Source organism: Winogradskyella rapida (assembly GCF_042675845.1).
In the GTDB taxonomy this organism is placed as follows: domain Bacteria; phylum Bacteroidota; class Bacteroidia; order Flavobacteriales; family Flavobacteriaceae; genus Winogradskyella; species Winogradskyella rapida.
On sequence record NZ_JBHTKM010000063.1, the window covers coordinates 191408 to 206674 of the forward strand.

Genomic DNA, 15267 nt, shown 5'->3' on the forward strand with positions numbered 1-15267 from the left:
ATAAAAATAATGAATAGGTTAGACCTTTCAATTCATTTCAAAACAATGTCTTAATTTCGTTATAAAACCCTCAATCAAAATATCTAAAAAACGTATCTTCGCCTACTATGACAAAAACCGAAATTTCAGATTTAAAAGACCTACTCAGTAGTCCTAAGGCTATTGTAATTGTACCACATAGAAATCCCGATGGCGATGCTATGGGATCTACACTAGCACTTTACCATTATTTAAAACAACACCACCATAAGGTGACCGTTATTGCTCCTAATGACTATCCTGATTTTATAAAATGGTTACCCGGAGATGATACCGTTTTAAAACACGAAACACAACCGCAAGTTTGTAACGCGCTGTTACAAGACGCTCAGCTTATATTTACTTTAGACTTTAATGCCTTTCACCGTACAGGACCATTGATGGCTGAAGCTTTAGAAAAAGCGACCGCTACCATGATAATGATAGATCATCACCAACAACCTGACGACTATGCTACCTATATGTATTCTGATGTAAGCATGTCTTCTACCTGTGAGATGGTTTACAATTTTATAGAAATGTTAGATGATTTGGCATGTATCACCGCAGATATTGCCACCTGTTTATATTTAGGTATTATGACCGATACGGGATCTTTCCGTTTTCCGGCAACAACCCATAGAACGCATGAAGTAATAGGGCAACTTATTGCTAAAGGCGCCAACAATTCTCAAATTCATAATAATACCTTCGATACCAACAGCTATAGCCGCTTACAACTCTTAGGAAGAGCTTTACAAAATTTAAAGGTGATTCCAGAATTAAGAACGGCCTATATAACCTTAACCCAAGCGGAACTCGATGCCTTTAATTATAAAAAAGGTGATACTGAAGGTTTTGTAAACTACGCCCTATCGCTTAAAGGAATTATTTTTGCGGCTATCTTTATTGAAAGTCAACAAGATAAGATTATAAAGATCTCTTTACGTAGCAAAGGCGATTTTTCTGTGAATACCTTTTCACGAAACCATTTTAACGGTGGTGGACATACAAATGCCGCTGGCGGACGTAGCGAAACGGATATGGAAACTACGGTAAATAATTTTATTAGTATATTACCACAGTATAAAGATGAATTGTCCCAATAAACCCATCTTCACTCGTGAAAATAAAAACGTATAACATGAAAACCCTGCCTCTTTTAGCCTTAGTGCTGCTTGCATGTTTAAGCTGTAAAGGCCCTGAGCCCCGCTTACCAGAATCCGTTCAATCGGGCTCCTTTTTAAAGGCCTCTGTAGAACGCAGTAAAAAACTGAATGCCTTAGAGCACAAGAAAATTTCAAAAATTATAAAAAATAATCCCGATAAAGATTATATCGCTTCTGAAAGCGGTTTTTGGTACCACTACAATCATAAGATTGAAAGCGATACCATTCAACCTACTTTTGGTGATGTAGTTACCTTTAATTTTGATGTGTCTAATTTAGAAGGTGAAGAAATTTACGCGAATACTTCTAAAACCTATACGATGGACAAGGAAGAATTATTCACCGGATTACGAGAAGGTTTAAAACTTTTAAAACCCTCAGAAACAGCCACCTTTATATTTCCATCGCAAAAAGCGTTCGGATATTATGGAGATGACTATAAAATAGGAACTAATATTCCGTTAATTTGCAAAGTAACTTTAAACACTATAACCCAAAAAAATGATTAAAAAAGCACTTACTGTATTTGTTGTATTATTAGTATTGGTCAATATTTCTTGCCAAGAGCGTTATGCCGACCTAGGAGATGGTATTTATGCCGAGTTTATAACCAATAAAGACACCATGGTGGCAAAATTGTTTTACGATCAAGCCCCAGTAACGGTGGCTAATTTTGTAGCCTTAGCAGAAGGAAATCATCCTTTAGTAAAAGAAGAATTCCAAGGAAAACCGTATTACGACGGATTAACCTTTCACCGTGTTATGAATGACTTTATGATTCAAGGTGGAGACCCAACAGGAACAGGTTCTGGAGATCCAGGATACAAATTTGAAGATGAATTAGTAAAAGATCTTAAACACAACAAACCAGGAATATTATCTATGGCTAACCCGGGCGTTAATGCTAACGGGAGTCAATTTTTTATTACTGAAAAAGCAACACCTTGGTTAGACGGCTACGATGCTAACGGTAATTTAAAAGACTGTTCTAACCCTAGAGTTTATTGTCATGCGGTCTTCGGAGAATTGGTAAAAGGACTTAATGTTTTAGATACCATTTCTAATGTAAAAGTTCAACGTGGAACTAACAAACCTTTAGAAGATGTTGTTATTGAAAAATTAAACATCATCAGAATAGGAACAGCGGCGAAAAAGTTTGATGCTCCTAAAGTTTTTACAGAAGAATTACCAAAAATTAAGGAACGTGCTGAAGCAGCAAAATTAGAAGCTGAAAAGAAAGCCGAAGAAGCTAAAATAGCTGCTAAAGCTAAAGCTGATGCTGCTAAAGTTGAATTCTTAAAAAAGAATGAAGAATTAGACGGTAGAAAAATAGAATCGCCAACAGGGATGGCTATGATCTTTTTAGATGAAGGTAATGGCGTAAAACCAAACCCAACACAACGTGTTAACATTGATTGTGCTGGTTATTTAGAAAATGGCGAATTATTCTGGACCACTTGGAAAGAAGTCGCTGAGAAAAACGGTAAATATGACGAAAGACAAGATAAAGCCGGTCGTTACAAACCTTTTGATATGCCTTATAACGAAACCGCTACCTTAATTGCAGGTTTTAGAGAAGCTATGTTAAATATGAAAATCGGTGATAAAGCCAGAGTTTTTATTCCTTATTATTTAGGTTACGGAGAGCGTGGAAATCCTCCTGTAATTCCTGGAAGTGCCAACTTAATTTTTGATATTGAATTGGTAAGCATTAAGAAGTAATCTTAAGACCTCAACTCATAAAAAAAAGCAGCTGTTTAATTACAGCTGCTTTTTTATTTTATCATCGCTTTGTCTTTTAGACGTCTTAAGCTTTAGGAATATGTTGTAAAATTTCTAAAACAAAATTCCAATACTTCTGTGCTGAAGAAATTTTAGCACGTTCATCTGGTGAGTGTGCCCCTTTAATATTAGGACCAAAACTAATCATATCCATCTCTGGGTAATTGGTACCTAAAATCCCACATTCTAATCCGGCGTGGCAAGCAGCAACATGAGGTTTTTCACCATTATTTAAACGCTCATAGATAGGTACCATAACTTTTAAAATGGCAGAATCCATATTAGGCGCCCAACCTGGGTAATCACCAGAAAATTCAACTTCACATCCGGTTAATTCAAAGGTAGCACGTAACATATTGGCTAAATCCTCTTTTGTACTGTCTACAGAACTACGCGTTAAACAACCAATTTTAACAGCGCCATCTTTTATAATAACACGAGCAATATTATTAGAAGTTTCAACTAATCCTTCAATATCTGGACTCATTCTATAAACACCGTTATGCGCAGCATACAACGCTCTCGTTAAGCCTTCTTGCACGCCTAAATCCATAATTTTTTCAGGAGTTTCGGTTTTAGAAACAAGTACTTCTAAATCTGGCTCCATGGTTTTAAACTCAAACTTTAAAGCCTCTGCTTTAGCCGCCATTTCAGTTTCAAATAACGCTTCATGTATAGCATCAATTGCCACAATAGCATTACTTTCTCTAGGAATCGCGTTTCTTAAACTTCCTCCGTCAATTTCAGAAATACGCAAACCGTAATTTTCAAAACCATCAAATAATATACGGTTCATGAGTTTATTTGCATTTCCTAATCCTTCATGAATTTGCATCCCAGAGTGTCCACCTTGTAAACCTTTAACGGTAATGGTATACCCAATCTTAAATTCCGGAGTTTCTTCTTCCTCATAAGTACGAGTAGCCGTAACATCAACACCACCAGCACAACCTACACCAATCTCATCATCTTCTTCTGTGTCTAAATTTAAAAGAATTTCACCTTGAAGTAATCCTCCTTTTAAACCTTGAGCACCAGTCATTCCCGTTTCTTCATCAATAGTAAACAGAGCTTCTAATGCCGGATGCGCAATGCTATCACTTTCTAAAATAGCCATAATTGTTGCTACTCCTAAACCATTATCTGCACCAAGGGTTGTCCCTTTGGCTTTTACCCAATCCCCTTCTACAAACATTTCAATTCCCTGCTCATCAAAATTGAAAACGGTATCGTTATTTTTTTGATGCACCATATCTAAGTGCGATTGCATTACAATGGCTTTACGATCTTCCATTCCTTTGGTGGCTGGCTTACGGATAATTACATTACCAACTGCATCTTCAATCGTTTCTAAACCTAAACCTTCTCCAAAGTCCTTCATAAATTTAATAACGCGCTCTTCCTTTTTTGAAGGTCTCGGTACCGCATTTAAATCAGCAAACTTATTCCACAATGCTTTTGGCTCTAAGGCTCTTATTTCTGAACTCATAAATCTTATTTTTAGATGCACAAAGGTACAAAATACGTTTGGCTCTTCTAAGGCGAATTCCAACTTGTTTCTCTACCTAAAAACAAGAAGAAAATACAATGTTTTTTCTATTTTTGAATGATGCAAAAACACCTAAAACTCATTCTCGTTCTATTTTTTGGACTTCAGTTGCTTTTTTTATCGCAGTTGAAACATTTTCCCGAATTTGTAGAACAATTTTACAGTAACGGTATCTATGTATATTGTGCCAAAGCCATGCGCTATGCTTTTGGTTGGGCTCCTTTTTCTATTGGAGATCTCTTTTACACCCTAGCAAGTATCGCCATTATAAGATGGCTCATTAAAAACCGTAAAAAACCTTTTACAGCCACAAAAACATGGCTTTTAGATATTGGTGCCACCCTCTCACTGATGTATTTTGCTTTTCATTGTTTTTGGGGGTTTAACTATTACCGTCAACCTTTATACAAATCTCTAGACCTTAACCCTACATATAGTACGGAACAATTACTAGCATTTACGGAACGCTTAATCCAGAAATCAAATGCTATTCATACTCAATTGGTTAACAATGATACTTTAAAAATTGAGATGCCTTATACCAAACCTGAAATTTTAAGTAAGGTTAAAGACGGGTATCAGAATTTATCTGAAGACTATCCACAACTTAACTATGAGCCCGTTAGCATTAAAAAATCAATTTACAGCTTAGCTTTAACCTACATGGGGTTTTCGGGCTACTTAAATCCTTTTACTAATGAAGCTCAAGTGAATGGTTTAATTCCGACTTACAAATACCCCACTACTTCATGCCATGAAGCCGCACATCAATTAGGTTTTGCCGCTGAGAATGAAGCCAACTTTATTGGCAGTTTAGCCGCGATACATAACGACGACCTCTATTTTAAATATTCGGGCTACACCTTTGCGCTTCGGTATTGTTTAGCTGAAATTTTTAAAAGGAATCCAGACCGTTACAATAGCCTACTCCCTACTTTACATCCAGGAATACTTAAAAACTATCAAGAAACACAAACATTCTGGAGATCTTACGAAAACCCCATTGAACCCATTTTTGAATCGACTTTTGATAATTTTTTAAAGGCGAATAACCAATCTGCTGGTATGAAAAGCTATAGTTACGTTGTAGCCTTATTGGTTAACTATTACGAGAATAGAACTTTATAAGTTTTTATCTGTCACGTTTTATTAAAGAGTTCTCTAAGAACCTAAAGTTTAAACCACAAGCTTCTCATGACGTTCTAGGCCATGCTAAAAACGTTAAAAAATTCAAATTTAAAGCCCTAAAGCGGTTTAATTCCTATATTTAAAATTCTAACTAAACCAATTCAGTATATGATTAAAGTACATTTACGGCTGCTCATTTTTATGTGCAGTTTTTCATTATTTGCACAAGATTACTTTCCAAGTAATGCAGGTGTTATTGCACATAACACCAATTACACGGCTTTTACAAATGCCACAATTCACGTCTCACCAACTGAAGTTTTAGACCAGGCCACGCTTTTAATAAAAGACGGAAAAGTGGTAAAAGTTGGAACCTCAGTAAAGCTTCCCAACAACACCACTAAGGTTGATCTTTCTGGCAAAACCATCTATCCTTCATTTATAGACCTGTACACAACATTTGGTATTCAAAAGCCTAAACGCGGTGGTGATGGTCCACAATATGGCCCGAGCAGAAGTGGCTTTTATTGGAATGACCATATTATGCCAGAGCAAGATGTTATGAGTCAATTTAAATACGATGAAAAATCGGCTTCAGAACTGCACCAATTAGGATTTGGCGTCGTTAATACGCATATTCCGGATGGTGTAGTCCGCGGAACAGGTGCTTTAATTGCCTTAAATAATAATGCCGATAATGCCATGCGTATTGTAGACGGAAAAATTTCTCAGCACTTATCCTTTTCAAAAAGTGTAAAATCGAGACAACGTTACCCGTCTTCCATCATGGGAAGTATGGCCTTACTGCGCCAGATGTACCTTGATGCTAAATGGTATGCTGATGGCCATATAGAAACTAAAGATCTATCCTTAGAAGCTTTAAATAAAAACAAAAACTTACTACAAATTTTTGACGCCGGCAGCCGAGCGAATCTTATGCGTGCCGATAAAGTAGGCGATGCTTTTAACGTACAATATACCATTCTTGGTGGTGGTGATGAATATGAACGTATTGACGAGGTAAAACAAACCAATGCGACTATCATTTTACCCATAGATTTTCAATTGGCCTATGATGTTGAAGATCCTTTTTACGCCAACACCCTATCTTTAAGCGCTATGCGTTCTTGGAATCAAGAGCCACACAACCCAAGGTTATTAGCCGAAAACGGTATAAACTTCACCTTAACAACTCACGGTTTAAAATCAAAGAAAACCTTTAAGTCTAACCTACAAAAAGCAATTGAAAACGGACTTTCTAAACAAAAAGCCTTAGAAGCTTTAACCACTATTCCTGCAGCCCTTATGGGAAAATCTGACGTATTAGGAAGCTTAAAAACCGGAAGCTACGCCAACTTTCTAATTACAGATGGTGATATTTTTGACAAGAAGACTGTGCTTTACGAAAATTGGGTTCAAGGCACTCCACACGTTATTAATAACAAACATATTACCAATATTGACGGGCAATACACCTTTAATCTATCCGGAGAAACCTATCAACTAACGCTTTCGGAAAGCACTAAAAAGCCCAAAGCTAAAGTGGAACTTAAGGATAAAAGCCTAGGCGCTAAAATAAGTTATAAAGCCGATTGGCTTAACCTAACCTTTAAATCAACGGACACTACAGCTAATACCTTTATTAGAGTGGTAGCTAATACCGCTGATCCTAAAACCTTAAATGGTAAAGCTATCTTGGCAAATGGTACTACCCTACCTTTTGTTGCAGCACAAACTCCGAAAGAAGAAACCGCTAATACCGAGGCAGAAAGGGACGATGAGCCTGCTACAAAGGCAGCGTTTATGAGCCCTATCACCTACCCTAATTTGGCCTATGGTTTTACTGAAAAACCAAAATCCGAAACGCTATTATTTAAAAATGCTACAGTTTGGACCAATGAAAAAGATGGTATTTTAGAACATACAGATGTTTTAATTAAAGACGGAAAAATTTCTAAAATCGGGAAAAATTTAAGTCACAATAAGGCACGTGTTATCGATGCTACAGGCAAACACCTTACCGCTGGTATTATTGATGAACATTCACATATTGCAGCCGCTTCTATTAATGAAGGAGGTCAAAATTCTTCTGCTGAAGTAACTATTGAAGATGTTATTGATGATGAAGCCATAGACATTTATAGAAATTTAGCCGGTGGTGTGACTTCTATTCAAATTTTACATGGTTCGGCTAACCCAATTGGGGGACGCTCTGCAATTATTAAATTAAAATGGGGTGAAGCTGCTGAAGATCTTATTTATGACGATGCTCCTAAATTCATCAAATTTGCTTTAGGTGAAAATGTAAAGCAATCTCGAAGCAGAACAAATACGCGCTTTCCACAATCTAGAATGGGTGTAGAACAAGTTTTTGTCGATTATTTTACGAGAGCTAAAGCGTACGACGCTCTAAAGAAAAGTGGTCAACCTTACCGAAAAGATATTGAAATGGAAACGCTTGCCGAAATTTTAAACGGGGAACGTTTTATCTCTTGTCATTCTTATGTACAAAGTGAAATTAACATGTTAATGAAAGTCGCTGAGCAATTCGACTTTACAATTAATACGTTTACCCATATTCTTGAAGGTTATAAAGTTGCTGATAAAATGAAAGCACACGGTGTTGGTGGTTCTACATTTAGCGATTGGTGGGCTTACAAATATGAAGTGAATGACGCCATTCCGTATAACGCCGCTATTATGCACAATGCTGGTGTTACTGTTGCTATAAATAGTGATGATGCAGAAATGTCTCGTCGTTTAAACCAAGAAGCTGCTAAATCGGTAAAGTATGGCGGAATTAGTGAAGAAGAGGCTTGGAAATTTGTAACCTTAAATCCTGCTAAACTTTTACATTTAGATGATAAAGTAGGAAGTCTTAAAGTGGGTAAAGATGCCGATGTAGTTTTATGGACCGATCACCCTCTTTCTATTTACGCTAAAGCCGAAAAAACAATTATTGAAGGGGTTACTTATTTTGATTTAGCCCGCGATAAACAATTACAAGAGGCTATAAAAACAGAAAAGAGTGAACTTATTAATTTAATGCTTCAAGATAAAAACAAAGGCTTAAAAACACAGCCGGTAAAAAAGAAAGAAGATAAATTAATGCATTGTGACACTATGGATAATCACGTTCACTAAAAACACGAAATAACATGAAAAATAAATATAACATCAACCTGCTTCTGTTTTTGCTGTGTATCACTTTAGGTTTTGCACAACAAACACCTGCACCGAAGCAAACCAAAGATTTTGCTATTGTAGGCGCTACAGCTCATATAGGAAATGGAAACATCATAGAAAACAGCGTCATCGTTGTGAGCAATGGCAAGATTACCACAATCGGACCCGAAGCCTCAACACCACTTACCAAACAAGCTATGGACATCATAGAGGCCAAAGGCAAACATGTATATCCTGGTTTTATTGTAGCCAATGGTACATTAGGCTTGGTAGAAGTTGATGCCGTAAAGGCCTCTGACGACCTATCTGAATTAGGGACTTACAACCCTCATATTAGAAGTATTATTGCTTATAATACCGAATCTAAAGTCATTGAATCTATGCGCCCTAATGGAGTGCTTCTGGGTCAAGTCGTTCCACGTGGAGGACGTATTTCAGGAACCTCATCGGTAGTACAATACGACGCTTGGAATTGGGAGGATGCCGTGATAAAAATGGATGATGGTATTCATGTAAATTGGCCGAGTAGTTTTAGACGTGGCCGCTGGTGGCTAGGTGAAGACCCGGGTTTAAAACCGAATAAAGAGTACAACAAACAAGTGAAAGAACTCTCGGATTATTTTAACGAATCTAAAAGTTACAACAACGGAGATTCCAAAGAACTACACTTACCTTTTGAAGCCTTAGCAGGATTATTTGACGGATCTAAACACCTTTATATTAATGCCGATGATGAAAAAGGGATTACTGATGCTGTAAATTTCGCCAAAGCACAAGGGGTTATAAAACTAACCATTGTAGGCGGTTATGAAGCTGGAAAAGTGGCAAACTTTTTAAAACAGAATGATGTTTCTGTGTTCTTAAGACGCATCCACTCAAGACCCGAACTAGAAGATGATGATTACGACCAATCCTATAAATTGGCGAAACAACTTGTAGACGCCGGCGTTTTAGTAGCCTTAGAACCTAGTGGACAAATGGAACGTATGAATTCTCGAAACCTACCGTTTTATGCAGGTACAACAGTGGCTCATGGCTTAACCAAAGCTCAAGCTTTACAGCTTATTACGTTAAATCCGGCTAAAATATTAGGTATTGACAAAGCTTACGGAAGTCTTGAGGTTGGCAAAAGTGCAACCCTTTTTATTAGTGAAGGCGATGCCTTAGATATGCGAACGAATATCTTAACACATGCCTTTATTGACGGTAGAAGCTTAAGTTTAGAAACGCACCAAACTACACTTTGGAGACGTTACTCTAAGAAACTTAATCAAGCCGATTAATTACACCCCTAAAATTCCCTCGAAGGGACAATCTACAGAGATTGACATGAAACTAAAATAAAAAAAGCGAGCCCAATGGCTCGCTTTTTTTATGTCATTCAGAATGAAGTAAAGCACCTCATCTGTGATTTATAGCGATTACTCTATCACTCTTGCACCTTCAGGTTGTGTAAATAATGTAGCCTCCGAAGCTTTTTCAGAAATAACAACATCTGTAAAAGGAACGGTATTTCGTTTTTCGGTTGGCGTATTATCTTCATATTTATACCAATCAATACTTTGAGGCACCAACAAACCATTCACCGTTTGCCAATTATTATATCTTATAAAATGAAAATCTGGACTTCCTGTTCCTTTTCCAAAAGTTACCGTATAAGCCAACCATTCCATTTGTCCGGTTTCAGCATCATAAAAAATCTTGTATTGATCGTCTGAAGAGGCACCAACACCATTTTCGTAAGAAATTAAAATCCCAGGATATGTTTTACCTTCAAACTCTAAAGCCTCAGTTTCGCTATAATGAATACCATTATCACCTAAAACAAATGGCATGGCGTAGAAATAAAACATCAAACCTTTATAAAATTTTGGCTTCCCTTTAAATTCTTTACCATCTTTTTCATTAACCCATAATGTTTCACCATCAAAACCTTGCGTATAACTTGGTGTCTCTATACGTTCTGCTCTTGTGATAAGATTTTCTGTGATCACTTCTTTTCCTGTAGGTTTTTCAATAGAAAAAGAAAGGGTTTGCATTTTATTCCAAGCGTCAATACTTCCGTGCGCATTAAACACTTTAGTAATCGATTCTGGATAAATACTGGTGGTCACTGTTTCAGTAGCGAGCTCTTCAACTTCTACAACCGTCGTTGTTTCAGGTTTTGTTTCATTTTTACAAGCTACACTAACGACAGCTAAAAGGAATACGTAAATTATTTTTTTCATAATATGGTTTTAAGTTAGCGTCTTGGACGAAGGCTACATAAAGACATTACAAAAAAGCTTTAGAAATAATCTGAAACTTCTTTTTCTATGTACCGTATTTGCTGCACTAATTGTTAAGAATAGAAATAGGTTAAGTCGTTTTTGTTTTATAATACGTTAAATTTGTAGCTCTCAAATACAGATTAAATAATATAATAATGTCTAAATCAATATCTAGCGTTCAAAACCCACTTATAAAACAACTCGTTTTACTCAAAGAAAAGTCAAGACAACGCAAAAAATCTGGACAATTTTTAATTGAAGGGAAACGGGAATTATCGCTGGCGATTAAAGGTGGCTATAAGGTGGATACCTTATTATTTTATCCGGATTTATTTTCTGAGAGTGAAGCTAAAGCCATGAGTGCTTATGATATTAACACCATAGAGATTTCGAAAGAGGTGTTTCAAAAATTAGCCCATCGCGATACCACAGAAGGTGTAATTGCTGTTGTAAATTCAAAAACACATACGCTAGACCATTTAAAACTCACCTCAAAAAACCCATTAATTTTAGTGGCAGAAGCCCCTGAAAAGCCTGGAAATATTGGTGCTATTCTACGTACTGCCGATGCGGCTAAAGTTGACGCGGTAATTATTGCGAATCCGAAATCTGATTTATACAACCCTAATATCATTCGTTCTAGCGTTGGCTGTGTATTTACGACTGAAATTGCTATGGCCAGTTCTGAGGAGGCAATTGCTTTTCTTCAAAGGTACAATTTCAATATCTATTCTGCCATTTTACAAGAGTCAGAACCTTACCATACACAAGATTACACCTTACCAACCGCTGTTGTTGTAGGCACAGAAGCGACAGGCTTAACCCAAGAATGGCGAGACGCAGCGACACAAAACATTAGCATCCCAATGCAAGGCGTTATTGACTCTATGAATGTTTCTGTAGCAGCGGGAATTCTTATTTTTGAAGCCAAGCGACAACGCGATTTTAAATAACTAAATGTCGTCAGTTCGAGTGATTTTCGAGGCACGAAAAAATAGTATCGAGAATACGCTTTACAACGAAACTTCTCGATACAAAATTTTAAAAAAAAGAAATTTTCACTCGAAGTAACAAAAACAAACATAAAACATCATAATGACAGCAAATACGCTCTTCTATATCATCATCGCTATTATCGTTATCAATTTTATCATTGACAAAGTCCTCGATGCCATAAATGCGAAGCATTACAACGATCCCATTCCAGCGGTCTTAAGTGATGTATATGATGAAACCGCATATAAAAAATCGCAAGCGTATAAAACTGTCAATTATAAATTCGGGATTGGGACCTCGCTCTTTTCCTTCGTACTCACTTTAGGCTTTTTATTTTTAGATGGCTTTGAGTATGTCGATAACATAGCCCGAAGCTTTTCTGACCAGCCTATTGTCATCGCCTTAATTTTCTTCGGAATTATTATGATAGCGAGCGATATTATAACCACTCCTTTTAGTTATTACAAAACCTTTGTTATTGAAGAAAAATTCGGGTTTAATAAGACTTCTAGAAAAACCTTTGTCCTGGATAAGCTAAAAGGATTACTCATGATGGCACTTCTTGGCGGTGGAATTATAGCCCTTATCGTTTGGTTTTACCAAATTACAGGACATCAATTTTGGCTCTATGCCTGGGGACTTGTTACAATCTTTACCGTATTTATGAATATGTTTTACTCCAAACTTATTGTCCCATTATTCAATAAGCAAACGCCTTTGGAGGATGGCGATTTGCGGACTAAGATTTCAGCCTACGCCAACTCTGTAGGTTTTAATCTCGATAAAATTTTTATCATCGATGGCTCTAAACGCAGCACCAAGGCCAATGCTTATTTTTCGGGATTTGGCAGTGAAAAACGTGTCACTCTTTACGATACTTTAGTTAACGATTTAGACGACGAAGAAATCGTGGTGGTTTTAGCTCACGAAGTGGGCCACTACAAAAAGAAACATATCATTTTCAACTTAACAACCTCTATCCTACTCACAGGATTAACACTCTTTATCCTTTCCGTATTTGTTTCAAATCCACTATTATCTCATGCTATTGGTGTAGAAACACCAAGTTTTCATGTTGGCCTTATCGCTTTTGGATTGTTATACGCTCCTATTTCAGAACTTACCGGACTAATTATGAATTACACATCAAGAGTTTTTGAATACCAAGCAGATGATTATGCTAAAAACACTTATAAAGCAGCTCCATTAATTAGCGCCTTAAAGAAATTGTCTAAAAATAGTCTTAGTAATTTAACCCCGCATAAAGCCTATGTATTTATGCATTATTCACATCCTACACTCTTAGAACGTGTTAATAATTTAAGGTCGTAAATTCACAAAACTATAACAGCATTCCGTAACATTTTTTCCTAATTTTGAATAACCAAAAAGAATTACAACTATGACCGATTTAAAAAATAGAAAAGCATTAATTACAGGAGGCGGAAGAGGTCTTGGAAAAGCAACCGCAATTGCCTTTGCCAAAGAAGGTATTGATATCGCTATTACCGGTAGAAATGAAGCCGTTTTAAAAACTACTGTTGAAGAACTTAAAGCATTTGGTGTAAATGCCACTTATGCTGTATTTGATGTAAGCAACTACGAGGAAGTTAAAACAAGTATTAAAACTGTTGTGGAAACTTTAGGAACCATTGATATCTTAGTTAACAATGCTGGGATTGCAGCCTTTGGAACCTTAAACGATATGGAAGTTGAACAATGGAACCAAATTATACAAACCAATGTTATGGGGATGTATTATGTAACCAAAGAAGTTTTACCACATTTAATTGCTAAAAATGAAGGTGATATCATTAACGTTTCTTCTACGGCAGGATTAAACGGTAATGCAACCACTTCTGCTTACTCTGCGTCTAAGTTTGCCGTTATTGGGATGTCTCAATCCTTAATGAAGGAAGTTAGAAAAAACAATATCAGAGTTTGTACTTTAACGCCTAGTACTATCGCTTCAGATATGTCTATAGAATTAGGTATTGCAAATAAAGATTCTGAAGATCGTGTATTACAGCCTGAAGATTTTGCTGAATTAATTGTATCAGGATTAAAATTACCACGTCGTGCTATGATGGCCAATGCCTCTTTATGGTCTACGAACCCGTAAAACTATTTTTACATAACAACTTCACAAAACCTGCATCTATTGCGGGTTTTGTTGTTTTACTAGGTGTTATACTCCTCATAACTCCTCTAAAAAAGGAATCGTCTTTAGGATTTCATTTATAAATCCGAATTCGCCATTAAAACAGGTCTTCCTTGAAAACATAAACGATCATTACTTCTCATTTTCATATTAAATTCCATTCAATTTATAAAAAGGATGCCTTCACCAAAACCTTTAGCATAGATAACCCGCACCTTACAAAGTTTGACATTTAGAGCCCTTGGACTAAAGTTCGTCATAAAGCTAACGAGAGGCTCAACAAGCTTTTAACCCCACTGATATTAGCCGACTAATCGTTTAAGTTTATGTTAAAAAAAAATTTCCTGCTTTATTTTTAGACATCTTTTGTAATTTTGTCGAAAAACAAACAAATAACAAAAAAATGTCGAATCCTAGCAAAGACGAATTTGTAAAAAACCAAATCATTGAAGCGGCTAAAACTGTCTTTAAGACCTACGGTTATAATAAAGCGAATATGGGACTTATAGCAGAAGCTAGCGGAAAAGGAAGAAGCACCCTTTATTATTATTACAAAAACAAAGAGGATGTTTTTAAAGCTTTTATGTTCGACTTTCACAAACCACTTATCACTAATTGCGAATTAAAGCTCTCAGACAAAAACACCATAGATAAAAATCTGTCTATTTACGCCAAGGAGAATATAATTCATTTAGAAAACGCCTTAGAAACCTACAAAATCATTCTTAATGATTTAAAACAAGGTGAAGATTTTATTTCTTCCATAGCGGTTAAACTACGTGAGCAAGACATAGACATAATAAAAGACTGTCTAACATGGGCTATTCAAAACAAAGAAATAGAAACCCTCGATAAGGAACATATCAATTTTTTAGCCACTGTTATTGTCAATACTATTGATAACACGAAAAAAGAATTTTTCATCTATGAAACCTTTAAAGGCGACATACTTACTAAAATAAACTGGATTAATAATCTTCTCATCAAATCCTTAAAAACCAAATAAAT

At 36.3% G+C, this 15267-nt stretch carries 12 protein-coding genes; 10 read left to right on the forward strand and 2 right to left on the reverse strand.

Annotated elements, in window-relative coordinates; all coding sequences use genetic code 11:
• Positions 1 to 107 precede the first annotated feature (107 nt).
• From ACFQ13_RS08380 to ACFQ13_RS08390, 3 genes are read left to right on the forward strand one after another with little or no spacing between them, the layout of a single operon-like run.
• Positions 108 to 1127 carry a DHH family phosphoesterase gene (locus tag ACFQ13_RS08380; RefSeq protein WP_386116157.1) on the forward strand — a complete coding sequence of 340 codons (1020 nt, stop codon included), beginning with the start codon at positions 108 to 110 and terminating at the stop codon, positions 1125 to 1127.
• A 35-nt stretch (positions 1128 to 1162) separates the two neighbouring features.
• Complete coding sequence (gldI, locus tag ACFQ13_RS08385) at positions 1163 to 1696, forward strand: gliding motility-associated peptidyl-prolyl isomerase GldI (protein ID WP_386116159.1); 534 nt, start codon at positions 1163 to 1165, stop codon at positions 1694 to 1696.
• Entirely contained in the window at positions 1689 to 2909 is a 1221-nt protein-coding gene (locus tag ACFQ13_RS08390) for a peptidylprolyl isomerase (RefSeq protein WP_386116161.1), read from the forward strand. The genes gldI and ACFQ13_RS08390 overlap by 8 nt, the downstream gene beginning before the upstream one ends.
• A gap of 85 nt (positions 2910 to 2994) precedes the next feature.
• On the opposite strand, the gene ACFQ13_RS08395 is transcribed toward ACFQ13_RS08390, so the two are convergent.
• Positions 2995 to 4458: an aminoacyl-histidine dipeptidase gene (locus tag ACFQ13_RS08395; protein ID WP_386116163.1), complete on the reverse strand. Its 1464-nt coding sequence runs from the start codon at positions 4456 to 4458 to the stop codon at positions 2995 to 2997.
• A 117-nt stretch (positions 4459 to 4575) separates the two neighbouring features.
• On the opposite strand from ACFQ13_RS08395, the gene ACFQ13_RS08400 reads away from it, so the two are divergent.
• From ACFQ13_RS08400 to ACFQ13_RS08410, 3 genes are all read left to right on the forward strand, one after another.
• Positions 4576 to 5646: a DUF3810 domain-containing protein gene (locus tag ACFQ13_RS08400; protein WP_386116165.1), complete on the forward strand. Its 1071-nt coding sequence runs from the start codon at positions 4576 to 4578 to the stop codon at positions 5644 to 5646.
• A 168-nt stretch (positions 5647 to 5814) separates the two neighbouring features.
• The gene (locus ACFQ13_RS08405) at positions 5815 to 8790 is read left to right on the forward strand and encodes an amidohydrolase family protein (RefSeq protein ID WP_386116168.1); all 2976 of its coding nucleotides are present in this window, start codon (positions 5815 to 5817) and stop codon (positions 8788 to 8790) included.
• Positions 8791 to 8804: 14 nt separating this feature from the next.
• Positions 8805 to 10115 carry an amidohydrolase family protein gene (locus tag ACFQ13_RS08410; RefSeq protein ID WP_386116170.1) on the forward strand — a complete coding sequence of 437 codons (1311 nt, stop codon included), beginning with the start codon at positions 8805 to 8807 and terminating at the stop codon, positions 10113 to 10115.
• A 138-nt stretch (positions 10116 to 10253) separates the two neighbouring features.
• Here ACFQ13_RS08410 and ACFQ13_RS08415 read toward each other — a convergent pair whose 3' ends face one another.
• Entirely contained in the window at positions 10254 to 11060 is an 807-nt protein-coding gene (locus ACFQ13_RS08415) for a DUF6503 family protein (RefSeq protein WP_386116173.1), read from the reverse strand.
• Positions 11061 to 11257: 197 nt separating this feature from the next.
• On the opposite strand from ACFQ13_RS08415, the gene ACFQ13_RS08420 reads away from it, so the two are divergent.
• From ACFQ13_RS08420 to ACFQ13_RS08435, 4 genes are all read left to right on the forward strand, one after another.
• Positions 11258 to 12055, forward strand: coding sequence for a TrmH family RNA methyltransferase (locus tag ACFQ13_RS08420; protein ID WP_386116177.1), 798 nt, complete (start codon positions 11258 to 11260; stop codon positions 12053 to 12055).
• A gap of 142 nt (positions 12056 to 12197) precedes the next feature.
• Positions 12198 to 13430 carry a M48 family metallopeptidase gene (locus ACFQ13_RS08425; RefSeq protein ID WP_386116179.1) on the forward strand — a complete coding sequence of 411 codons (1233 nt, stop codon included), beginning with the start codon at positions 12198 to 12200 and terminating at the stop codon, positions 13428 to 13430.
• A gap of 70 nt (positions 13431 to 13500) precedes the next feature.
• A complete protein-coding gene (locus ACFQ13_RS08430) occupies positions 13501 to 14220 on the forward strand; it encodes a 3-ketoacyl-ACP reductase (protein ID WP_386116180.1) in 720 nt (239 codons plus the stop codon).
• A 442-nt stretch (positions 14221 to 14662) separates the two neighbouring features.
• Positions 14663 to 15265 (forward strand): TetR/AcrR family transcriptional regulator, encoded by a 603-nt coding sequence (locus ACFQ13_RS08435; protein WP_386116183.1) that lies wholly within the window; start codon positions 14663 to 14665, stop codon positions 15263 to 15265.
• The last annotated feature ends 2 nt before the right edge of the window (positions 15266 to 15267 follow it).

What these genes read in the sequence shown, in the direction of transcription:
- ACFQ13_RS08415 (WP_386116173.1), bottom strand. Translation starts at nt 11,060, where the DNA reads ATGAAAAAAATAATTTACGTATTCCTTTTAGCTGTCGTTAGTGTAGCT.
- ACFQ13_RS08400 (WP_386116165.1), top strand. Translation starts at nt 4,576, where the DNA reads ATGATGCAAAAACACCTAAAACTCATTCTCGTTCTATTTTTTGGACTT.
- ACFQ13_RS08390 (WP_386116161.1), top strand. Translation starts at nt 1,689, where the DNA reads ATGATTAAAAAAGCACTTACTGTATTTGTTGTATTATTAGTATTGGTC.
- gldI (WP_386116159.1), top strand. Translation starts at nt 1,163, where the DNA reads ATGAAAACCCTGCCTCTTTTAGCCTTAGTGCTGCTTGCATGTTTAAGC.
- ACFQ13_RS08430 (WP_386116180.1), top strand. Translation starts at nt 13,501, where the DNA reads ATGACCGATTTAAAAAATAGAAAAGCATTAATTACAGGAGGCGGAAGA.
- ACFQ13_RS08425 (WP_386116179.1), top strand. Translation starts at nt 12,198, where the DNA reads ATGACAGCAAATACGCTCTTCTATATCATCATCGCTATTATCGTTATC.
- ACFQ13_RS08410 (WP_386116170.1), top strand. Translation starts at nt 8,805, where the DNA reads ATGAAAAATAAATATAACATCAACCTGCTTCTGTTTTTGCTGTGTATC.
- ACFQ13_RS08395 (WP_386116163.1), bottom strand. Translation starts at nt 4,458, where the DNA reads ATGAGTTCAGAAATAAGAGCCTTAGAGCCAAAAGCATTGTGGAATAAG.
- ACFQ13_RS08435 (WP_386116183.1), top strand. Translation starts at nt 14,663, where the DNA reads ATGTCGAATCCTAGCAAAGACGAATTTGTAAAAAACCAAATCATTGAA.
- ACFQ13_RS08380 (WP_386116157.1), top strand. Translation starts at nt 108, where the DNA reads ATGACAAAAACCGAAATTTCAGATTTAAAAGACCTACTCAGTAGTCCT.
- ACFQ13_RS08405 (WP_386116168.1), top strand. Translation starts at nt 5,815, where the DNA reads ATGATTAAAGTACATTTACGGCTGCTCATTTTTATGTGCAGTTTTTCA.
- ACFQ13_RS08420 (WP_386116177.1), top strand. Translation starts at nt 11,258, where the DNA reads ATGTCTAAATCAATATCTAGCGTTCAAAACCCACTTATAAAACAACTC.